Origin of the sequence: Kribbella sp. NBC_00382, from assembly GCF_036067295.1 — a bacterium.
In the GTDB taxonomy this organism is placed as follows: Bacteria; Actinomycetota; Actinomycetes; order Propionibacteriales; family Kribbellaceae; genus Kribbella.
This window is the reverse complement of sequence record NZ_CP107954.1, coordinates 7,437,248-7,458,427: the sequence shown is the minus strand read 5'-3', so window position 1 is coordinate 7,458,427 and position 21,180 is coordinate 7,437,248. Positions and strand designations below refer to the sequence as shown.

The window sequence follows — 21,180 nt, the reverse complement described above, 5'->3', positions numbered from 1 at the left end:
CCCGTCGACAGTAGAGACCATGAACGACGCTCCGCGCCTGCCACGCGCTTTCTGGGCTCTGTGGGTCTGCCAGCTGATCAACCGGCTCGGCAGCTTCGTCCAGCCCTTCCTGGTTCTGTACCTGACGCAGGACCGGCATCTCTCGGCCGGTACCGCGGGTGCCGTGGTGGCCGCGGTCGGTGCCGGGTCCGTCGTCTCGCAGCTCGTCGGCGGCTGGCTGTCCGATCGCTCCGGCCGCCGCCGGACGATGCTGATCGGCTTCTTCGGTACCGCGGCCGCGTTGATCCTGCTCGGCTCGGCCCGCCCGATGGTGACGATCTGGGCGGCTGCTTTCGTGGTCGGCCTGATGGGGGACCTGTTCCGGCCCGCGGTCCAGGCGACCGTGGCCGACCTGCTCCAGCCGAGAGAGCGCGTTCGCGCGTACGGGCTGCTGTTCTGGGCGATCAACCTCGGTTTCTCCGTCTCGACGGTCAGCGCCGGTGTGCTCGCGAGCGTCGGCTACAACTGGCTGTTCTGGATCAACGCCGGCACTTCGGTCCTCGCGGCGCTGGTGATCTGGCGGATGGTGCCCGAGACCCGGCCGGTGCTCGACGACGGGCCGCGCCGGCCGTTGCTGCCGGTCGCGTTGCGGGACACCACCTTCCTGTTGATGATCCTGCTCCAGGTCGGCTACGCGACGATCTACTTCCAGGGGTACTCGACCTTGCCGCTCGCGATGGCGGGGGACGGGCTGCCTTCGTCGACGTACGGGCTGGTGATCGCTTTGAACGGTGTCGTGATCGTGCTGGTGCAGCCGTTCGTGAACCGGCGGCTGGCCGCGCTCGACCGGCCGAAGCTGCTGGCCGGGTCGATGCTGATCGTCGGGCTGGGCTTCGGGCTCGGGGCGATCGTGGAGAGCTGGTGGGGGTACGGGCTGTCGGTGGTGGTCTGGACGATCGGGGAGATCGGCTTCGCGGCCGTGGTCGGTGCGGTCTTCGCCGACCTCGCGCCGGTCGACCTCCGCGGCGGGTACATGGGGCTGGCGGGGAGCATGTCGTTCGGGTTGGGCAGCGTCATCGGTCCGTTGCTCGGTACCAACGTTCTTGAGCATGCAGGCCGGGTCACCGTTTGGCTTGGCTGCGCGGTGCTGGGTGGTGTGCTCTTCGCCGGACAGTTGGCGTTGGCTCCCGCTCTTCACGCTCGAGCCGCCGCGAACAACCTCATCCCCAGCGCCTAGTCCCGCCTTCGCATGAACGCGGCTGAGGTCGCTGCAGCCGCGACGAGGATCAGGGCGATCCAGAAAGCGCTCTCTGCCGCAGCCTTCGGGTGAGCGGGGGAGAGGTGGTGGAAGAAGATCGTGCCGAGCAGGGCGACGCCGATGGTGCCGCCGAGTTGTTGGACCGCGTTGAGTAGGCCCGCCGCCGAGCCGGTCTCGGTTGGTCGTACGCGATGCAGCGCAGCAGTGAAGAAGGGCGTGGTGAACAGGCCGGCACCCAGCCCGGCGATGCCGAGCGCGACGGACAACTGCAGGCCCGCGATGATCAGCAGCAGGCCGGTCGCGAAGATCGCCAATCCGGTGAACATGATCCGGGTCGTCCCGTACCTCGGGATCAGCCGGCTGCCGGCCAGCCAGGACGCCAGTCCGGAAGCTGTTGACCAAGGCAACAAAATGAGGCTGGCGTGCAGCACACCTTGATGCAGTCCGACCTGGAGGTACAGGACGATCACCAGTGTTGCGCCGGTGAGGACGGCGAAGAACAGGGTGGAGGTGAGCAGGGCGGCGGCGAAACCGCGGTTCTCGAACAGGCTGAACTCGATCAGCGGCGTACGACCTGTGTGGTTGCGGCGGCGTTGCTGCAACAGCCAGGCCGCGGCGACGAGCAGTCCGACCGGCAACAGGATCCAGAGTCTGCTCTGGATCAGCGGATAGACGATCAGGACGGTCGCGATCACGAGGAGAGCGCTCCCTGCGAGGTCGGGTCGCAGGCGCAGGGGCGAACGGTCTTCGAGCAGGAGCGGGGTCGCGAGTAGAACGGCCAGTCCCAGTGGCAGGTTCACGGCGAAGACGGCACGCCAGGAGCTGCCGAAGAGATCGGCGTGGGTGAGCAGACCGCCGAGCAAAGGGCCGCTGATTCCGGCGAGACCCATCACGGGGCCGATGCTGCCGAGAGCCTTCGGCAACTCGGCCTGATCGAACATCGCGCGGATCAGACCGATCGTCTGCGGGATCACCAAGGCCGCCGCCGCGCCCTGAACGGCCCGGGCCGCGATCAGGACACCGACGCCTGGCGCCAGAGCGCAGGTGAGTGAGCCGAGCAGGAACCCGATCATCCCGATCCGGAACAACCGCTTGCGTCCCACAATGTCGCCCAGCCGGCCGCCGGTGATCAGGAGCCCGGCGAACGGCAGCGTGTAGGCGGCGCTGAACCATTGGATGTCCGACTCGCGACCACCGAGCTCGGTGTGGATCAGCGGTGCTGCGACCTGCACGATCGTCGCGTCGAGCAGATTCATCGCCTCTGCGACGAGCAGGACGGCCAGCGCTGCCCAGCGCCAGCGGTAGCCCGCCGCCTGGCTCTTCTCTTCAACCTGAGTCATGCCGTGAGCTTGCGGTCCTGGTGTGTTGTGCTTCCATCATCCGGCCTGGATCTGTTGATTTCTTCCATTCGCGGCGAGATCGATGCAGAATGATCTCGTGCTGGATGAGATCGATCGTGGCCTGGTCCACGCCCTACGGATCGACGGCCGGGCTGCGTTCAGCCGGATCGGGGCGGTCCTCGGGGTGTCGACGCAGACGGTGGCGCGCCGGTACCGGCGGCTGGTGGCCGAGGCTGGTTTGCGAGTGGTCGGGCTGGCCGATCCGCGTCGTGCCGGGCAGGCTCAGTGGCTGGCCCGGTTGACCGCTGCACCTCAGGCGGCTCAGGACCTGGCCCGAGCGCTAGCGAAGCGGGACGACACTTCCTGGGTACGGCTGGCTTCCGGTGGTACTGAGATCTCCGCGATCATCCAGACGACTCCCGGCGACGGCAACGCCCTCCTGCTCCACGACATCCCCCGCACCGCCGGCATCACCGCGGTCTCGGCCCACTACCTCCTCCACATGTACCTAGGCGGCCCCACCGCTTGGCGCGCCCACACCAGAGCCCTGACCGCCGACCAGCAGCGAGAGTTGGTCGGCGAAGTACAGGGCGGTACTGCAGCGGTCGGTACCTCCGACCAGCAACTGCTTGCGGTGCTGGGGCAGGACGGGCGGGCTGGGTTTGCTGAGCTGGCCGCCGCCACGGGCTGGTCGGCTGCGACGGTGGCGAAGCGGTTGGGTGAGCTGCGGGCGAGTGGGGCGATCTACTTCGATGTCGATCTCGATCCGGCGCTGTACGGGGTCACGACCGGGGCGTTGCTGTGGATGTCGGTGGTACCGGCGCATCTCGACCGGGTTGGTGAGGCGCTGGCCGATCACGATGAGTTGGCCTTCGTCGCGGCGACTACCGGACGGACCAACCTCGCGGCACATGCCCTCAGCCCCGACCCGGACTCGTTGCACCAGTATCTGACCCACCGGCTGGCCGCGTTCCCCGAGATCACCACGCTGGAGAGCGCTCCCGTACTGCGAACCATCAAGTCGGCCGCACCCTTCACGCCAACCGCCCGGCCGTTTCGTAGGGTTGCGGTATGAGCGAGCGGAGCGTTGACGATGTGGTGTTCGATATCGGTGGGGTGCTGCTGGACTGGAATCCCGACTACCTCTACCGCGAGCTGATCCCGGACGCCGGGCAGCGGGAGCACTTCCTGACCAACGTGGCGACGCCTAAGTGGAACCTGCAGATGGATGCCGGGCGGACCTGGGCCGAGGCGGTGGCCGAACTGACCTCGCTGCACCCCGAGCACGCCGAGTGGATCGAGGCGTACGACACCGGCTGGCTCAAGATGGTCGGCGGGCTGATCGAGGGGACGTCCGAGGTGCTCAGCGAGTTGCGCGAGCAGGGCGTACCGACGTACGCGCTGACGAACTTCTCGGCGGAGAAGTGGGAGATCGCGAAGGCAGCGTTCCCGATCTTGGCCGGCTTCACCGGTGAGGTCGTCTCCGGGACCGAGCAGACGGTCAAGCCCGACGAGAAGATCTACCGGATCCTGATCGAGCGCTACGACCTCGACCCTGCCCGCAGTTTCTACACCGACGACAAGGACTACAACGTCGTCGCCGCCCGCGCTGTGGGGCTGGACGCCGAGACCTTCATCGACGCCCAGACCCTTCGCACGCAGCTCAGAGAGCGCGGTCTGCCGGTTTAGCTGGCGCTGACCTGGAGGGCCTCGGTGTACTTCGAGCCGGCGCCGAGGTGGGCGACCTCGAAGATCAGGTTGCCGTCCTGACAGGTGGGTGGGGTGACGGCGGAGTCCGGGGGAGTGGCATAGACGCGTTGGGGACGAGCCGTTCCTGGCTGCCAGCGTTGGAGCTGGAAGCGCTCTACGCCCTCCGTGACGGTACGGACCTCCCAGTGGATCCAGTTGCCGCAAGCAACGATGGTGTCGGTGACGATGGAGCCGATCGAGCGGGCTTGGCCAGTGGCGGTCTCGCGGACGTAGCCGGTGCTCTGGTACTGGTCGGGATCCGAGGCGCCGATCTCCGACCAGACAGTTGCTCCACGCAATGAAGCACCACTCCATTGGATGCAGTTCTTCGCGGCCGCGATGGGCTTGACCGCGCCACCGGCGAGTGGCGCGGTCAGCAGTCGCTTGCAGCGGCGGGCCGTCTGCGGGTTGGTGATCTCGCTGAACGTCACTGAGTCGGCGGAGACGACCGGATCCGCCACGTAGCCCGGATCGGCCACGCAGCTGACGGTGCGCGCCTTCAGCGTCGCCAGCTCCGCGATCACCAGGCAGGACCTGCGCTTCGCGTCAGTGCTGCTGTAGGCGAAGGTCCCCTCGGCTGCCCCGATCTCCGGCTCGGAGATGCGGGGGAGCGCTTTCTGGGTGGCCAGATCGACGGCCTTGCCGGTCGTCAGGTCATACCGGTACGCCCGGATCTGCGGGTCCGGGCCGTCGTCGCGGATGTCCTCGATCAGCGCCCAGTGGTCGTCGATCACCACGGGCGACTGCGCGACGAATCCGGCCGGCGGGACGTGCTTGACGACGACCCGCTTGCTGGAACGGTCGGTCACCGTCGTGATGCCGGCGTCGTCGCTGCCGCGGGTGACGAGGTACTTCCGCTGCTGGGTGACGACGTGCTGACCGTCGACGGGTTGCTGGAGGATCTTGGTCAGCTTCGGCGGCCCCGCGGGGGTGGGCGGGACGCTGGGCGAGCTCGGCGTACTGTACGGGCTCGACGGTGTCTTGGTGGTGTTCGGCGTACCGGTTGTGCTGGGTGAGCCTGGGGGAGCGCTCTCCGGTTTGTCTGACGAGCATGCGCTGGCGAGCAGTGCCAGGCCGGCGACGATCGCGATCGGGGCTAATGTCCTGCGCATTCGCCTACAGGCCGATGTTCTGGAAGGTGTTGGCCAGCGTCGCGTTGAACAGCGCCGACGCCGGGATGTTCTTCGGCCCGTTGGTCGTGTTGCCACGGCTGTTGAAACGGCGCTCGTTGAACACCTCGTAGATGCCGATCGTGCCCTTCTTCGCGTCGTAGCCGCGGCCGACCTGGTAGTGGCCGCTGTGGTTGAACGCGAGGTACGGGAAGTACCGCTTCAGCAGTTGCACGTGCTCGATCACCGGGGCCGGCTTGGCGTCGCCGAGGTGGTTCTGGTGCACGCTGAAGAACTTCTGGGTGTTCCAGTGGCCGACGTTCTGGACGATGTAGCTGCCGGCCGCCAGGTCCCAGTTCGTCTTCAGGTTGGTCTGCTTGACCATCGCCGAGATCCCGGTGCCGGAGCTGGACGAGCCGAGGTCCTTGGCCCAGGACGCCTGGGTGTCCTTCTGGTTGTCGTCGGCCCAGTCGATCGACTGGAAGGTCGCCGGTCCACACCAGTAGCCCTTGTCCTGCGAGGTCGCGAAGCCCTTCATGATGTACGACGAGGACGGCAGCTTCACCGGCGCGGACACCGGCGGCTTCGGCTTCGGCTGACCGGGCGAGGCGGGCGTCGTCCGGTCGGGCATCGTCGGCGTTCCCGTGGGCGCTGTGGTCGCGGTCGCCGTCGGCACCGCGGTCGGGCCTGTGGTCGGCTCCGTTGTGGGCTCTGTGCTGGGCTCGCCCGAAGTACTGGCCGGTGCGTCGAGTTCACGCAAGGCGCGCGCCTTCTCGCGGCCGTCCCAGGCCGCCTGCATCTCGTCGAGTTCCTCGTCCAGCCGGGCGTTGTCCGACAACGAGGACCGCTCGCTGACGAACTGGGCCGGCGACAGCGCGCCGGTCGCGATGTCCTGCTCCGCGTCGGCGTCGGCGCTCCGGCTGCCGACGGCCGCCTCAGGCGCGGCGGTCATCGCGCTGAGCTGCGCGCCGCTGGGCAGTTGGTCGACGAAGCCCAGGCCGAGGCAGTAGTTCTCGGTCTCGAGCTTGAAGCACCGCATGACCTGCTTGCTCTGGTCGGCGAGAGCGGTTGCCCGCAGCATCGATGAGTCCGGCGCCGTGCGGATCACCTCCTGCACGACCTCGGTCCACGACGTCGCAGCGGGCGGCTCGCCGACTGGCTCACCGCCCGGCCACTTGTCGTCCGGAGCGGTCGGAGCGGTCGGATCAGGTTCCGGATCGATGGTCGGAGTCGCGGCCGGGGTCGCCGCTGGGGTCGTGGTGGGGACCGCGGTCGGTGCCGTGCTGGGCCCTGTGGTCGGTGCGGCGACTCCAGCGTCCGGCTCGCGCGGTGCGTACGCGGCGGCCAGTGGAGCTTGAGCGATCAGGGCGCCGAGCAGGATCAGTCCGGCTGCCCCCCGTGTGGCTGTGGGCATTGTGGTCTCCCGAGAGGCGTGTGACGGTAGTGACTGTAGGTACGCCTGAGACCACAGTACGTGCTTGTGGCAACAATGTGGAGGGGGGTGGTCGCTGACAGCGACGGTAGGCGGTGTGCTGAGCGTTCCCAGGGCGACCACTAGACTTGTCCGGTCCCCCTTTCGGTGAGTGCTGTGGAGTTTGCGTGTCGGTCCAACCCATCCGCCTGTTCGGCGATCCCGTCCTGATCACCAAGGCCGACCCGGTCGTCGACTTCGACGCGGAGCTGCGCCGGCTGGTCGCGGACCTGACCGACACCATGCAGGCGGCCCCGGGGTCCGGGCTGGCCGCACCGCAGATCGGCGTCGGCCTGCGCGTCTTCACCTACTTCATCGAGGGCGAGCTCGGCCACCTGGTCAACCCGGAGCTGAGCCTGTCGGCCGAGGAGCAGTTCGGGCCCGAGGGCTGTCTGTCGCTGCCCGGCCTGACCTTCGACTGCCGCCGCGCGATGGGCGTCGTCGCCAGAGGCTTCAACATGTACGGCGACCCGGTGGTGATCGAGGGCTCGGACCTGTTGGCGCGCTGCATCCAGCACGAGACCGACCACCTGGACGGCGTACTGTTCGTCGACCGGCTGGACACGCTGACCCGCAAGGCCGCGATGAAGGCGATCCGCGAGGCCGAGTGGTCCGGGCTGTCCGGCCCGCCGCAGGTCAAGGTCTCCCCGCACCCCATGAACGGATTCGGCCTGTGAGAGTAGTTTTCGCCGGCACCCCCGAGGTGTCCGTCACCGCGCTCCGCGCGATCGTTGCCAGCGGCCACGAGCTGGTCGCCGTCGTCACCCGGCCGGACGCGACGGCGGGTCGAGGCCGCAAGCTGCTCGCCTCGCCGGTCGCGCAGTACGCCGAGGAGCTCGGCATCGAGGTGCTCAAGCCGGTCAAGCCGAGCGATCCCGACTTCCTGGCCCGGCTGACCGAGATCGCGCCCGACTGCTGCCCGGTTGTCGCGTACGGCGGATTGCTGCCGCAGGCCGCCCTCGACATCCCGCCGCACGGCTGGATCAACCTGCACTTCTCCGTACTGCCGGCCTGGCGTGGTGCCGCGCCGGTGCAGCACTCGATCATCTCCGGCGACGACGTCACCGGAGCGAGCACGTTCCGGATCGTCAAGGCCCTCGACGCCGGCCCCGTGTACGGCGTACTGACGGAGCGGATCGGCCCGAAGGACACGTCCGGCGACCTGCTCGCCAGGCTCGCGGAGTCCGGCGCCAAGCTGCTCGTCGACACCCTGGACGGCATCGAGGCCGGTGCCTTGGTGGCCGTCGAGCAGCCTGCCGATGGCGTCACCCTCGCTCCGAAGATCAACGTCGAGGATGCCGAGCTGGACTTCACCGCGCCGGCGCAGCGCGTCGACCGGTTGGTCCGCGGCTGCAACCCGGCGCCGGGGGCCTGGACGACGTTCCGCGGCGAGCGGCTGAAGGTGCTGGACGTCGACCTGACCGATCTGGATGACCTGAAGCCCGGCGAGCTCCGCGCGACCAAGTCGAGCGTTGAGGTTGGTACAGGCAGCAAGGTGCTGAAGCTCGCGACGGTCCAGCCGCAGGGCAAGAAGCCGATGGCGGCCGCCGACTGGGCGCGCGGCGTACGGATCACCGCCGATGACCTTCTCGGTCCGGAAGCGAAGGCAGAGTGAGCGACCGCAGTCCTCGCAACCGGGCGCCGCAGCGCCGCCCCGACAGGGTCCGGCAGGTCGCCTACGAGGTGATCCGGCAGGTCACCTCGCAGGACGGCTATGCGAACCTCGCCCTCAACAAGGCCCTGCGCGACCAGAAGCTGAGCGGCCGCGACGCCGCCTTCTGTACTGAGCTCGTGCACGGCACACTGCGCTGGCAGGGCACGTACGACGCGATCCTCGCCGGCAACGTCTCCCGCCCACTCGCCGAGCTGGACCCGGAGCTGCTCGACCTGCTTCGCCTCGGCACGCACCAGCTGCTGCGGATGCGCGTCGACTCTTACGCCGCCGTCAACGAGATGGTCACCCTGACCCGCGCCGTGTCCGGCCAGAGCCGCAGCGGCCTGGTCAACGCGGTACTGCGCAAGGTCAGCCAGCGCACGTTCGACCAGTGGATCGTCGATGTCGCCCCGCACTCCGACGACGACCTGTTCGGGTTCCTGTCGATCGCGAAGGCGCATCCTCGCTGGATCGTCGAGGCCTTCGCTGACGCGCTCCATACCGAAGGCTACGAGCTGGACGAACTGCTGGACGCCGACAACGAGCCGCCACGGGTGACGCTGGTCGCACGGCCCGGCCTGGCGTCGGTGGACGACCTCATTGAGGCAGGGGCGACCAGGGCCCGGTACTCCCCGTACGCGGCCGTGCTGCAAGGTGGGGGCGACCCGGGTCGGATCTCGGCGGTCTCTGCCGGGCGGGCCGGAGTACAGGACGAGGGGTCGCAGTTGGTCGCCACTGCGCTTGCAATGGCGCCGCTAGAGGGCAGGGATGCCAAGTGGCTGGACCTGTGCGCTGGGCCAGGAGGTAAGGCCGCTCTGCTCGCGTCGATCGGTCGCCAGCGGGGTGCGGCGATCACGGCGGTAGAGCCGCTGCCGCACCGTGCGGAGCTGGTGCGGTCCAACCTGCGTGCGGTGCCGGGCAACCACCAGGTGGTGGTCGGCGACGGCACCAAGCCGACCTGGCCGGAAGGCTCGTACGACCGGGTCCTGGCCGATGTGCCCTGTAGTGGGCTTGGTGCTCTGCGGAGGCGGCCGGAGGCGCGCTGGCGTCGTACTCCGGAAGACGTGGCCGAGCTGCGCCCGTTGCAGGAGCAACTGCTCGACTCGGCGATCACTTCCGTCCGCAAGGGCGGTGTGGTCGCGTATGTGACCTGCACCCCGCACCTGATGGAGACACGGGCGGTAGTGGACGCAGTGCTGGCGCAGCGCGGCGATGCCGTGCTGGAGGACGCCCGTGCGCTCCTGCCGGACGTGCCCTCGCTGGGGGAGGGGCCGGACCTGCAGCTGTGGCCGCATGTTCACGGCACCGACGCGATGTATCTGGCGCTCATCAGACGGACCTGATGTCAGGTGTGTGAAGCCGAACGGTCATGATGGAGTGGTGACCGCCACCGAAGTCCGCCCGGCCCGGAGCGCCCAGCAGCACCAGTTCATCGGGCTCACGGCGGCTTTCGGCATCGGGATGCTGTTCGCGATCCAGTCCCGGCTGAACGGCGAACTCGGCCAGCGGCTCGGCGACGGCATACCGGCCGCGCTGGTCTCCTTCGGTAGCGGACTCGTGGTCCTGCTGGCCGGCTGTGCGGTGATCCCACCGATACGCCGGTCGGTAGGGAGGGTCTGGCGGACCATCAGGACGCCCTCTGATGGAGGCGGACTGCTCAGGTGGTGGCAGTGCATCGGTGGACTCGCCGGTGCGTTCCTGGTCGCCACCCAGTCGATCACTGTGTCGGTGATCGGCGTTGCTGTCTTCATAGTCGCCGTAGTGGCTGGGCAGGCCGTCAGTAGCTTGGTAGTGGACCGACTGGGCTTCGGCCCGGCTGGACGCCAGGCCTATACGCCACTGCGGATAGTGGGTGCAGTGCTGGCGACGGCGGCCGTAGTACTGGCTGTGTCCGATCGGTTGCACCACCCGTCCGGACTACTGCTCGCACTGCTCCCCGCACTGGGTGGGGTCTTTACTGCGGTGCAGCAAGCTATCAATGGCCGAGTGGCCCAGACTGCGGCCGGCGACGCCTCCGGAGCGATTGCGGCCGGAGTCATCAACTTCCTGGTCGGCTTCGCCGCGTTGCTGGTGGTCTTCCTCGTCGACCTGCTGGTCCGCGGTACTCCGAACAGCCTGCCGTCCAACCCCTGGCTGTACCTGGGCGGCATGTGCGGCGTCATCTTCATCAGCGCGGCCGCCGCCGTCGTCCGCGTTGTCGGCGTGTTCGTACTCGGGTTGGGCACGATCGCCGGTCAGTTGATCGCGAGCCTGTTCATCGACCTGTTCGTACCGGCCTCTGACCAGAAGGTCACGCTGCCGGTCGTCGCCGGGACCCTGCTCGCCCTGGTCGCGGTAATCGTCGCCGCCGTGCCCAACCTCAGGAAGAGCGCCTGACCATCCGGACGTAGCCTCAGGAAGAGCGCCTGATCATCCGGACGTAGCCGTCGTACGTGCGGCGGCCGACGACCCGCCAGATCAGGTCGTGCAGCAGCCGGAATTCACGCCGGAACACGCGGTGGATGATCACCATCTCGTGGGTGTCAGGTACTGCGGTCCTGCTCATGCTTGCTCCCCGGTACGCCGGGCGCTTGGCGCCGGAAGGTCTCCCCCCGACCAGCGCGGCCCGGCGTTTTACGGTACTGGAGCAGGTTCGGGCTCGGCAGCGATTTTCGCCCGCCTGCGCGATCGGACCGTACTGATGACCCCTTGGGACACCGCGACCCCGGCCAGCACGATCACCGCGCCCACCGGCTGGTACCAGGTGAGGTGCTCGTGCAGCACGATGACGCCGGCCACGATCGCGAAGATCGGCATGATGTAGGTGACCATCGAGGTCATGCTCGCGCCGATCAGCCGGATCTGCCGCAGGTTCAGCACGAACGCGACTCCGCTGCCGAGCGCGCCAAGGGCGATCACACTGCCGATCACCTCGAGCGAGAGCGACGACGGGGCCGGCGGAGCATGACCGGTCAGGATCGGCGCCGCGATCGCGAGCTGGACCGTGGAGCAGATCAGCAAGGTCGCCGACAACGCGGTCCCGGACAGGTTGCTGCCGGCAATGAACCTCTTCTGGTACGGGATCGCGATGCCGTACGCCACCGCAGCCGCCATGCAGAACAGCTGGCCAGTCAGATCCGAGCCGCCGTGAAGTTGCCAGGCCCCGAGCACGACCAACATGCCGCCGAAGCCGATCAGCAGCCCGAGAACCCGTTGCAGCGTGAACCTTTCGGTCCGGAACACCCAGACAGCGATCGGTAGCACCACCAGCGGAGTGATCCCGTTCCAGATCCCCGCGAGCAGACTCGGCACGCGCTGCTCGCCGTACCCGAACAAGGTCCACGGGATAGCCGACCCAATCGCCGCCGCGACAAAGTTATGCGCCCAGATCCTTGGCGACCGAGGCAACGCCTCCCGCTTGACCGCCAGGATCGTGAGCAACACCAGCGACCCTGCGATCACCCGCCCCAGCGCAAGGTACGCCGGATGCAACTCCCGCACCCCAACCGAAATAAACAGAAAACTGCAGCCCCAGATCGCGCCGAGCAACAACATAGTCGGCAACCAGGCCCGAACAGGCGGCTTGTCAGGAGTCGAAAGCATGCTCACTCCTGACATCCTGCCTCATCCCTCCGACATTCCCCCCTTCCCTGCCCACAATCGGGCACCCACGAGCACCCCCAACCAGACAACCGCCCCACCCACCACCGCCCGGCCTCCCGAATGGCAGCGCAACCACTTGCACAACGCCCCGCCGGCCAGCTGGCGAACCCGCACCACTCCCGCCCCACCCAACCTCGCGCGGCCGCCCGAATGGGCTCGAACGCGTGCGCCACGCCTCGGCGGGTGGCTAGCGTGGTGGAGGTCGGCACCGTTCGCCCGCCCAACACCGCACAGGCCTCCCGAACGAGGGCGCACCGCGTGCGCACCGCCCCGGCGGCTGACTGGCGCCTGGAGGAGCCCGCACCACTCCCGCACGGCCTACCGCCGCGCGGCCTCCCGAATAAGGCACGACCGCTTGCGCGACGCCCTGGCGGGCGGCGCGTGTGGTGGGAACCGCACCCGTTCCGCCCCACCCACCGCCGCACGGCCGCGCGAATGAGCCGCGACCCGTTTGAGCAACGCCCTGGCGGGCGGGACCGAAGTGATGCATCTGTACCGGTTTCACCCAGCCCGACCCTGCGCGGCCTCCCGAACGGGGCACGACCGCTTGCGCAACGCCCCGGTGGTTGGCCCGTGGAGGAACCGCATCCGTTTCCGCCCCGCCCAACCGCACCCGTCTCCGCCTCGGACACGGCCGGATCCTTCGGGCGGATCGCCTTCGTCGACGGCCCGCGCGTCGAGGGCGCCTTGCCGGTTAAGCAACGGCCGCCCGAATGGGCGCGACCGCCTGAGCAACGACCCGGCGGGTACCTGGCGCGTGGGGGAAACCGCACTCGCTTCCGCCCCGCCCAACCGCAGCTGTTTCCCCTGGGACACGGCTGGAGGTCCTCCGAGCGGATCGCCTTCGTCGAAGGCCCGTGTGTCGAGGCGCCTCGCCGGTTAAGCAACCGTCGCCCGAATGGTCACGACCGTTTGCGCAACGCCCCGATGGACAGAGGGCGAGGGGGACATCGTCACCAGTCCCGGCCCGGGCAATCCGACGCCCACGACGCTCTGAACAGGCGCGCCTCCTTGGACTGCCAGCATCGGGGCTGCCCTACCGGTTGGCGTGCTGGCTTACGCCATACGGGCGGCACCTCAGGTCAGCCGTACTGCGTAGGCCGTTGGAGCCCTGCGTAAGCCGTTGGAGTGCTCCGTAAGCCGTTGGAGCACGTGGCGCAGTCGCCCGCCTGCCTGTACGGAGGGGAGCCCGGATGCTGGTTGTGGGCGGCTGGAGGCCGTGGTGCGGGTGGGGCTAGGGGCCGGTGGAGGGGGTGCCGGTTTCGCCCCAGGGGTTGAGGTCGGTGACGGCTTCGGGGGTTAGCCAGGACAGGCCTGTGGCGGCGGGGTTGGTTGGTGTGAGCGCGGTGGGGCGGCGTAGCCGGTCGGTCTGTGGGGTGTGGGGGTTGACGTCGACGGACCAGGCTGCGGCGGCGGTTGTGGGGGCGAGCCAGGCTGCGGCGGTTCCGTCCAACGTCAAGGTGCCTGGGTTTGGCGACGCGTTCCAGGGCGGTGTGGTTGGCGCGGTGTTCGGTGTGGATGCGCTCGGTGCGGGGCCGGTGGGTGATGACGTCGGCTGTGGGCCGTTCGATGACGGGAATGGCATGGTCAGGCGGGCGGGGGTGGGGATGGTCCAGTCGGGGCGGGTGATGTGGACGACGCCGGCGGTGATGGCGACAGTCCAGTGGCCGGCGTGGACGGCGCGGTGGTGGGCGCCACACAGCAGCACCAGGTTCTGGATCGAGGTGGGGCCGCCGTCGACCCAGTGGATGACGTGGTGGGCGTGGCAGTGCGAGGGTGGGGCTTTGCAGATGACGCAGCCTTTGTCGCGGCGGTTCAGGGCGCGGCGGATGTAGCGGGTGACGAACCGGTACTCCATCCCTACATCCAACGGCTGAGAATCCGTACCGAGAATGATGGGCAGGACGGCGGCGTCGCAGGCGAGCAGGCGGACGGCGGAGGCGGAGATGTTGTCACCGAAGACCAGTTCACCCACGGCTGCCGAGGTCAGTGCCTTGAGGTCGGTGAAGTCGATGGTGACGGTCAGATGCGGCACGCCAGGTACGCCGGTGGTGGGGTCGGCACCGGTGGCGATGTCCAGAATCGTGGTTAACGCGTCGGCCTGGCGCTTCTCGTGCGATCGCGGGTCGAGTTCACCATCGACCGTCCGGTGGGGTTTGGCCAGGTCGTGGATCGCGGTTTTGAACAGTTCCGCGTTGGCGCCGGCCAGGTAGCCACCGAACTTCACGCCGTGGTCGGCCGGCCGGATCCACAGCTTCTCGTTCTGATACGCCTCTTCTTCGGCGGGTTCGGGGCCGTCGGTGTCGAGGCGGTCGAGGACCTGGCGGCCGAAGTCGCGCAGGCCGCTGGGGGTGATGTGGCGGGCGGCTTCGATCATCTGTTCTTCGGCGACCCGGAGCGTCTCCACCGGCACCGTGGAAGGTGCTTTCTCCAGGGTGGTGACGATGACTTTCGCGTGGTCCGGGGTCAGACCGGTTGGATCGTCGCCGGCCACGGCGAGGGCTGCGGTGACGGCCTGGTAGTTGGGGAGGTTCTTGAGGAATTTGAGGTCGCTGCGGGTGTTGGCGGGGTCGCGGCGGTGGCGTAGTTCGAGGAGTTCGATGGTGTTGCGGGCGTCGAGTTCCTTGGCCAGGCCGCGGGATTCGACGTCGCCGAGGAGTTCGAGGCGGTAGGAGCCGAGGGTGTTCAGGGCAGCTTCGACCGTGTCCAGAGTGACGATTACTTCGGTGTCGCTCTGGAGGTACGCGGGTCGTAGCTGCGAGATCTCCATGGACACAACACTAGGCACCGCCGCCGACAGTTTTCGAAGCCGAGAACCCGTTATCTATAAGGGGTTCCTGAATGGCCGGATTCGGTCAGGTTGTCCACAGAGAAGCGAGATCTGTGGATGACCAGAGCGGTTGGCCGCTGTGCGGCTAACTCCAGTCGGTCGGTGCGCCGAGGATGCTTGCGCGTCATCGTTGGACCGCGCGAAGGAGGAGCGGGCATTGGAGGTTACTTGGGAAACTACGCCCGACGGTCGAACCAAGGATCCCTTGCCATCTGGGTTTGAGGACTCGCTGATCGCCCGAGGTGGTGCCGATGTTCATCACACGGATCGGTAAGACGAGGAGGTTCGGCTACGGGGTAGCGGGGCGGTTCGAGTTGGCGCACCGCGACAGCCCCGTTGGCAATGCAGGGCGGGGCGGCCGTCGACGTAGGGGTTGGCTTGCGCCCGTGCCGGGTTGGGTGGATGGGACCTGGTGGGTTGGCTCGGTTCGGTTCCTGACCGCCGGGGCGTTGCGCAGGCGGTTGCGCTCCGTTCGGGAGGCCGTCGCTTACCCCGCGAGCCGGCACGACAGCCCGATGGTGGTGGGGGGTGCGACGGGTTGGCCGTCGGTGTAGGGGTTGGCTTGCGCCCGTGCCGGCGTGAGCGGATGGGAACTGGTGCTGTTGTCTCGGCCCGGTGCCTGCCCGCCGGGGCGTTGCGCAGGCGGTTGCGCTCCGTTCGGGCGGCCGTCGCTACCGCGAGCTGGCGCGACAGCCCGTTGGCGGTGGAGGGCTGACGGCTGGCTTAGGCGTAGGCGGCTGTGCGGGTTGGGCGGATGGGACCTGCTGTTGTCTCGGCTGGTTGCTGGCCGCGGGGTGTTGCGTGGGCGGTTGCGCTCCGTTCGGGCGGCCGTGGCTTACCAGGCAGGCCCGCGCTGGCAGGGTGGCGACACTCGTTGGGGGGCTTTTGGGTGGGGTTCGGGGGAGGATGGCGGGATGGGCTTTGAGGTGGATGCTGTGCGCAAGGAGTTTCCGGCGTTGGGGGAAGGGGCCGCGCATTTTGACGGGCCGGGTGGGTCGCAGACGCCTCAGGTGGTGGCTGATGTGGTGGCGGGGACGATGGTGTCGGCGTTGGCTAATCGGGGGCAGTTGACTGCTGCCGAGCGGCGGGCCGACGCGATCGTGGTCGGCGCTCGGCAGGCGATGGCGGATTTGCTGGGGACGGATTCGGGCGGCATCGTCTTCGGGCGGAGTATGACGCAGTTGACGTACGACTTCGCCCGTACGCTCGCCAAGGACTGGGGTCCGGGGGACGAGGTGATCGTCACCCGGCTCGACCACGATGCGAACATCCGGCCGTGGGTGCATGCAGCGGAAGCGGTCGGCGCGACGGTCCGCTGGCTCGCCTTCGATCCCGAGACCTCGGAGCTGGACGACATCGCGCCGCTGCTCTCGGCGCAGACCCGGCTGGTCGCGGTGACGGCTGCTTCCAACCTGATCGGCACCCGGCCCGATGTCGAGGCGATCGCGACGCTCGTCCACGACGCCGGTGCGTTGGTGTACGTCGATGGCGTACATCTCACCGCACACTCACCGATCGATGCGTCGTTCGCCGACTTCTACGCGTGCTCGCCGTACAAGTTCTTCGGTCCGCACTGCGGGGTGCTCTCGGCCGCGCCGGCTCTGCTCGAAGGGCTTCACCCAGACAAGTTGCTCCCAGCAACCAATGTCGTGCCGGAGCGTTTTGAGTTCGGCACGCTGCCGTACGAGTTGCTTGCCGGTACGACCGCCGCGGTCGACTTCATCGCAGGGCTCGGGGGAGTGGCGTCCGGCGACCGGAGAGAGCGCTTGCTGAGTTCGCTCGCCTTGCTGGAGGAACACGAGGACGGCTTGCGGGTCGACCTCGAGACCCGGCTGGCGGCGATCGACGGGATCACGCTCTACGGGCACGCATCCCGGCGTACGCCGACGTTGTTGTTCTCCGTCGACGGCTGGGAGTCGCGTGCCGTCGCCGCCAAGCTGGCTGAATCGGGGGTCAACGCGCCGGCCGGATCCTTCTACGCGTTGGAGGCGTCCCGGCATCTCGGCCTGGGCGACACCGGTGCGGTCCGAGTCGGCCTGGCGCCGTACACGAATCAAACCGACGTCGACCGCCTGATCGAGGCGATCGAAACCCTAGGGGCCTGACGTGCGCACCGCCCGCCTGCTACTCGCCGCACTCGCCCTCACCGCCATCGCAACCCCAGCAACCCTCGCCACAGCCACTGCCACCACGACAGCCAGCGCCAGCACAACAGGCAGCGCCAGCACAACGAGCAGCGCCGGTACCACCGCAGTCTCCGATCCAGCGCGAGCCGAGCTCCGCGGCATCGTCGAGAACGTGGCCGGCGCGACCGGCAAGCGCTACGCCACCAAGGACGACGCCGGTCACGTCATGGACACCGTCAAAATCATCCAGGACAACGCCAACGGCTACCTCGCCGTCTCCCACCACATGGCGACCGACGGCCACTTCCGCGTCAACCTAGCCACCTCAACCGACCTACTCAACTGGCACTGGGTCCGCGAACTAGCCGGCAGCAACACCGGCCCAGCCTCCCAACCAACCATCGCCCAAGCCTCCAACGGCGGCTACATGATGGCCTGGGAGCAGGAGCAACCCGGCGGCGGCAACAACCACCTAGCCTTCCGGTACTTCGCCAACCGCGCCGACCTCCTCGCCGGCCGCGTCACCCGCTCCTTCGACGCACCCAGAAGACTCTCCTCCTGCGCCGAGGGCACCCCGAACATCTACGGGATCACGCTCTCTCCCGACATCGACCACTCGACGATCGACCTCGGCGGCCACTACTGGTGGAACTGCGACCGCGACCGCCAGCAACGCGGCAGGCTCACCAACTTCAACTCCTGGACGACCTCGGCCCAGCCGAACTTCGATAACGCCCTGCTCTACTGGAACGTCGGCGGCAACATCGGCGACCGCGACCAGGTGAGCTTCCGCGGCTACAGCTTCGGCCTGATCGAGGGCCAGTACACGAAGGGCGACTTCGGCTCCTGGCGGACCTTCGTCTACGACTACCAGACCGGCAACGCGGACCGTACGACGATTCGCACCGACGCCGGCAGCGCCGCCTTCGCCAACCCGACCATCACCAATCTGAAAGCCCCCAACGGCCAGTCGGGCCTCGTCATGACGCTCTTCATCCCGAGCGAAGGCGCCGGCGCCGGTGAATCGGGCGAGCTGATCTATTACAAGACGTACTAAATCAACTCGATGGGGTAAATCTGGGTAAGCTCTTTCCCGTGAACGAGCCCAGCCAGGTCTTCATCCAGCTCACCCCAACAGAAAACCTCCGTCCGGCTACAGCGACCGAGGTCAGTTGGTCAGCCGGCGACGTACTGGTCACCGCCGGCAGCGTCGCGCGGGTTGCCCTGCGCTGGGATGAGCCCACACCGGCAGAGGCGCTCATCCTCGGCGACGCCTGGGAGCGGTCGTACGGCGACCTCCAATGGCGGCACCTCCAGCCCGACCGGCTCCTCCCGTGGTACTGGCTCGCTCACGACCAGAAGACCGGCAAGACCGAAGGCGCCGGCGTCGACGTGCACCCCAAGGCCTTCTGCTCCTGGACCGTCGACCAGACCGGCTTCACCCTCTGGCTCGACCTCCGCAACGGCGGCGGCCCTACCCAACTCAACGGCCGCCAGCTAAAGGCAGCAACCGTCCGCCGCTTCGAAGACGCCGGTACTCCGTGGCTCACCCTCCATGCAGCCGTCGAAGCAATGAGTACCGCCATCACCCCAAGAGACATCGGCCCCGTCGTCGGCGCCAACAACTGGTACTACGCGTACGGCCAAGGCTTCGACGAAAAAGCAGTACTGCAAGACGCCGCAACCGTCGTCGAACTAGCAGCCGGCCACCCCGTGAAACCGTTCAGCGTCGTAGACGACGGCTGGAACCCAGGCGGCAACGCATCCGGCGGCCCCTGGGAGAGCGGTATCTCCGGCCTCTTCGACGACATGGCCAGGACAGCCCAAGCGGTCAAAGAGCTAGGCGCCCGACCAGGCCTCTGGTTCCGCCCACTGCTCTCCCGCGAGCAGGGCCCCTGGCAAAGAACCGGCCAGTCCGACGGCTTCGGCCGCGCCCTCGACCCGACGTACCCGGAAGTCCTCGACCTGCTCCGAGCCGACCTGCACCGCTTCAAGGACTGGGGATTCGAGCTGGTCAAACACGACTTCAGCACCTACGACCTGTTCGGCCGCTTCGGCCCGGCGATGGGCGCCCACCTGACCGACGACGGCTGGCAGTTCCACGACAACACCCGTACCACCGCCGAGATCATCCTGGACCTGTACGCCGAGATCCGCGCCGCCGCCGATGACCTAGTACTGATCGGCTGCAACACCGTCGGCCACCTCGCCGCCGGGCTCGTCGACGTCCAGCGCACCGGCGACGACACCTCCGGCCGCGACTGGGAGCGGACCCGCAAGATGGGCATCAACTCGCTCGCCTTCCGGCTGCCCCAGCACCAAAGGTTCTTCACCCTCGACGCAGATTGCGTGCCCTGTACGCCGCAGACGCCTTGGGAACTCAATCGGCAGTTCCTCGACCTCATCGCCAGGTCAGGGAGCGCTCTCTTCGTCTCCATCGACCCGTCCGCCCGGACGCCGCAGACCGACCGCGATCTTGGCGACGGTATACGGTTGGCGCTCAGTGGTGGAAACGCCGCGGATGGTGGGATCGAGCCGCTCGACTGGCTGGTGAACACCACGCCGACCGCCTGGCGGGGCGGCACCGGCACGGTTCGCTACGCCTGGTCGCGACCGTGGGGCGCGGACCCGGCTGCGGGCTGAGGCGTGGACCTATGGGGCACGGGCCGGCGGTGCGCGAAGCAGTGGGGCGTCGGGCAGTGGAGACAGGGGGAGTGGTGAGCAGCGACCAGCCGCCGGCCGTAGTACGCCGGGGTACCAATCTCGATCGCGTAGGTGGCTTCAACGACACGGTGGTGCTGGACGCGATCCGGCGCGCCGACGAACGGCTCAGCCGGGTCGAGATCGCCGCCGCCACCGGACTCTCCGGCCAGGCCATCTCCAACATCACCCGCCGGTTGCTCGACGCCGGTCTGGTCCGCGAGGCCGGCCGGCAGAAGAGCACCGGCCTCGGCAAACCGCGGACCTTGCTCGAGCTCGAGCCCACTGGCCAGTACGCCGTCGGGGTGCACCTCGACCCGGCCGTCGTCACCACGGTCGTGCTCGATCTGACCGGGCAGGTCGTCGTCCGCCGCCGCGCCGAGACACCGGCCTCCGACGATCCCGACGTACTCATCGCGGGAATCGCTGCCACAGTTGAGCAAGTGATCGCTGAGGCCGGAGCGCCACGTGAACGCGTGGTCGGCGTCGGCATCGCCGCCCCCGGCCCGATCGACGTCGAGCGCGGCGTGGTGATCAACCCGCCGAACCTGAGCGCCTGGCATCTGGTCCCGTTGCGCGACACTCTGCGCGAGCTGACCGGCCTGCCAGTCCTGCTCGACAAGGACGTCACGGCCGCGGCCTCCGCCGAGAAGTGGGCCGGCGGGCCGAACGGTCGCGGCAGTTTCGTCTTCTTCTACCTCGGTACCGGGGTAGGCGCCGGCCTGGTGATCGGCGACGAGGTGGTCCGCGGCTCGAGCAGCAACGTCGGCGAGATCGGCCACGTGATCGTGGACCCCGACGGTCCGCTCTGTTTCTGCGGCCGCCGTGGTTGCGTCGGCGAGACGAGCCAGCCGCGCTATCTCGTCCAGCAGGCCGTACACGCCGGAGTGCTTGCCAAGGGCATCGATCTGGACGACCGGCGCGCCGTCGATCTCGCCTTCGCGGACTTGTGTCAGCAGGCGCTGGCGGGCGGCAAGGTCGCGCGGGAGCTGATCGCAGCGCTGGCCGGCCGGATCGCCAAGGTGGTCGAGGACATCGCGAACCTGCTCGACCTGGAACGCGTCGTCTTCGGCGGCCCGCACTGGGACCACCTCGCGCCGTTCTTCGACGAGGCAGTCCGGGCCGCGCTGGAAGAGCGCTTTCTGGTCCGCTCGGTACACCCCTTCGTCGTCACCGGTACCGCCCTCGGCGCGGACGTCGGTGCGGTCGGCGCTGCCAGCCTGGTGCTCGACCACACGTTCTCTCCCAACCCCTCAGTGCTCCTGCTCGGACCCGCAGAGAGCGCTCCACCTGTCGTAGTCGGGTCCGCGAAAGGTTGATGT

General features: G+C 68.2%; 17 protein-coding genes. 11 read left to right on the top strand and 6 right to left on the bottom strand.

The genetic code is table 11. The features are described from left to right. Positions 1–19 precede the first annotated feature (19 nt). Complete coding sequence (locus tag OHA70_RS35065; RefSeq protein ID WP_328325153.1) at positions 20–1,216, top strand: MDR family MFS transporter; 1,197 nt, start codon at positions 20–22, stop codon at positions 1,214–1,216. On the opposite strand, the gene OHA70_RS35060 is transcribed toward OHA70_RS35065, so the two are convergent. Continuing rightward, entirely contained in the window at positions 1,213–2,577 is a 1,365-nt protein-coding gene (locus tag OHA70_RS35060) for an MFS transporter (protein WP_328325151.1), read from the bottom strand. The genes OHA70_RS35065 and OHA70_RS35060 overlap by 4 nt on opposite strands. A gap of 97 nt (positions 2,578–2,674) precedes the next feature. Here OHA70_RS35060 and OHA70_RS35055 point away from each other — a divergent pair, with 97 nt between their 5' ends. Then, positions 2,675–3,652 (top strand): Lrp/AsnC family transcriptional regulator, encoded by a 978-nt coding sequence (locus tag OHA70_RS35055; protein ID WP_328325149.1) that lies wholly within the window; start codon positions 2,675–2,677, stop codon positions 3,650–3,652. After that, positions 3,649–4,266, top strand: a complete 618-nt coding sequence (locus tag OHA70_RS35050; RefSeq protein WP_328325147.1) for an HAD family hydrolase — start codon at positions 3,649–3,651, stop codon at positions 4,264–4,266. Before OHA70_RS35055 ends, OHA70_RS35050 begins: the two co-directional genes overlap by 4 nt. Here the strand turns inward: OHA70_RS35050 and OHA70_RS35045 are convergent. Together OHA70_RS35045 and OHA70_RS35040 are read right to left on the bottom strand one after the other, a co-directional pair. Next, the gene (locus OHA70_RS35045; RefSeq protein ID WP_328325145.1) at positions 4,263–5,438 is read right to left on the bottom strand and encodes a hypothetical protein; all 1,176 of its coding nucleotides are present in this window, start codon (positions 5,436–5,438) and stop codon (positions 4,263–4,265) included. The genes OHA70_RS35050 and OHA70_RS35045 overlap by 4 nt on opposite strands. 4 nt (positions 5,439–5,442) lie before the next feature. Further along, positions 5,443–6,849 (bottom strand): C39 family peptidase, encoded by a 1,407-nt coding sequence (locus tag OHA70_RS35040; RefSeq protein WP_328325143.1) that lies wholly within the window; start codon positions 6,847–6,849, stop codon positions 5,443–5,445. Positions 6,850–7,034: 185 nt separating this feature from the next. On the opposite strand from OHA70_RS35040, the gene def reads away from it, so the two are divergent. The 4 genes from def to OHA70_RS35020 are packed head-to-tail and all read left to right on the top strand — an operon-like array spanning position 7,035 to position 10,936. Continuing rightward, positions 7,035–7,583 carry a peptide deformylase gene (gene def / locus OHA70_RS35035; RefSeq protein WP_328325139.1) on the top strand — a complete coding sequence of 183 codons (549 nt, stop codon included), beginning with the start codon at positions 7,035–7,037 and terminating at the stop codon, positions 7,581–7,583. Beyond that, on the top strand, positions 7,580–8,521 hold the full coding sequence (gene fmt, locus OHA70_RS35030) for a methionyl-tRNA formyltransferase (protein ID WP_328325137.1): 942 nt from the start codon (positions 7,580–7,582) through the stop codon (positions 8,519–8,521). The genes def and fmt overlap by 4 nt, the downstream gene beginning before the upstream one ends. Beyond that, positions 8,518–9,903: an RsmB/NOP family class I SAM-dependent RNA methyltransferase gene (locus tag OHA70_RS35025; protein ID WP_328325135.1), complete on the top strand. Its 1,386-nt coding sequence runs from the start codon at positions 8,518–8,520 to the stop codon at positions 9,901–9,903. Before fmt ends, OHA70_RS35025 begins: the two co-directional genes overlap by 4 nt. 37 nt (positions 9,904–9,940) lie before the next feature. Beyond that, entirely contained in the window at positions 9,941–10,936 is a 996-nt protein-coding gene (locus OHA70_RS35020; RefSeq protein ID WP_328325133.1) for a DMT family transporter, read from the top strand. A 16-nt stretch (positions 10,937–10,952) separates the two neighbouring features. Here the strand turns inward: OHA70_RS35020 and OHA70_RS35015 are convergent, their stop codons facing one another. The 3 genes from OHA70_RS35015 to OHA70_RS35005 form a co-directional block, all read right to left on the bottom strand. After that, positions 10,953–11,105: a hypothetical protein gene (locus OHA70_RS35015; protein ID WP_328325131.1), complete on the bottom strand. Its 153-nt coding sequence runs from the start codon at positions 11,103–11,105 to the stop codon at positions 10,953–10,955. Between the two features lie 68 nt (positions 11,106–11,173). Further along, positions 11,174–12,142, bottom strand: a complete 969-nt coding sequence (locus tag OHA70_RS35010) for a DMT family transporter (protein WP_328325129.1) — start codon at positions 12,140–12,142, stop codon at positions 11,174–11,176. A 1,294-nt stretch (positions 12,143–13,436) separates the two neighbouring features. After that, complete coding sequence (locus tag OHA70_RS35005) at positions 13,437–14,972, bottom strand: DUF222 domain-containing protein (protein WP_328325127.1); 1,536 nt, start codon at positions 14,970–14,972, stop codon at positions 13,437–13,439. A gap of 974 nt (positions 14,973–15,946) precedes the next feature. Here OHA70_RS35005 and OHA70_RS35000 point away from each other — a divergent pair. The 4 genes from OHA70_RS35000 (at position 15,947) to OHA70_RS34985 (ending at position 21,177) form a co-directional block, all read left to right on the top strand. After that, positions 15,947–17,137 carry a cysteine desulfurase-like protein gene (locus OHA70_RS35000; RefSeq protein ID WP_328325125.1) on the top strand — a complete coding sequence of 397 codons (1,191 nt, stop codon included), beginning with the start codon at positions 15,947–15,949 and terminating at the stop codon, positions 17,135–17,137. 1 nt (position 17,138) lies between these two features. Further along, positions 17,139–18,215: a hypothetical protein gene (locus OHA70_RS34995; RefSeq protein ID WP_328325123.1), complete on the top strand. Its 1,077-nt coding sequence runs from the start codon at positions 17,139–17,141 to the stop codon at positions 18,213–18,215. 38 nt (positions 18,216–18,253) lie between these two features. Next, positions 18,254–19,801 (top strand): hypothetical protein, encoded by a 1,548-nt coding sequence (locus OHA70_RS34990; RefSeq protein ID WP_328325121.1) that lies wholly within the window; start codon positions 18,254–18,256, stop codon positions 19,799–19,801. A 74-nt stretch (positions 19,802–19,875) separates the two neighbouring features. Beyond that, positions 19,876–21,177 carry an ROK family transcriptional regulator gene (locus OHA70_RS34985; RefSeq protein WP_328325119.1) on the top strand — a complete coding sequence of 434 codons (1,302 nt, stop codon included), beginning with the start codon at positions 19,876–19,878 and terminating at the stop codon, positions 21,175–21,177. Positions 21,178–21,180 lie beyond the last annotated feature (3 nt).

Excerpts from the sequence above, each read along its gene's own strand:
- OHA70_RS35065 (WP_328325153.1), top strand. The coding sequence starts at position 20 with ATGAACGACGCTCCGCGCCTGCCACGCGCTTTCTGGGCTCTGTGGGTC.
- OHA70_RS35060 (WP_328325151.1), bottom strand. The coding sequence starts at position 2,577 with ATGACTCAGGTTGAAGAGAAGAGCCAGGCGGCGGGCTACCGCTGGCGC.
- OHA70_RS35050 (WP_328325147.1), top strand. The coding sequence starts at position 3,649 with ATGAGCGAGCGGAGCGTTGACGATGTGGTGTTCGATATCGGTGGGGTG.
- OHA70_RS35045 (WP_328325145.1), bottom strand. The coding sequence starts at position 5,438 with ATGCGCAGGACATTAGCCCCGATCGCGATCGTCGCCGGCCTGGCACTG.
- OHA70_RS35040 (WP_328325143.1), bottom strand. The coding sequence starts at position 6,849 with ATGCCCACAGCCACACGGGGGGCAGCCGGACTGATCCTGCTCGGCGCC.
- OHA70_RS35015 (WP_328325131.1), bottom strand. The coding sequence starts at position 11,105 with ATGAGCAGGACCGCAGTACCTGACACCCACGAGATGGTGATCATCCAC.
- OHA70_RS35010 (WP_328325129.1), bottom strand. The coding sequence starts at position 12,142 with ATGCTTTCGACTCCTGACAAGCCGCCTGTTCGGGCCTGGTTGCCGACT.
- OHA70_RS35005 (WP_328325127.1), bottom strand. The coding sequence starts at position 14,972 with ATGGAGATCTCGCAGCTACGACCCGCGTACCTCCAGAGCGACACCGAA.
- OHA70_RS35000 (WP_328325125.1), top strand. The coding sequence starts at position 15,947 with ATGGGCTTTGAGGTGGATGCTGTGCGCAAGGAGTTTCCGGCGTTGGGG.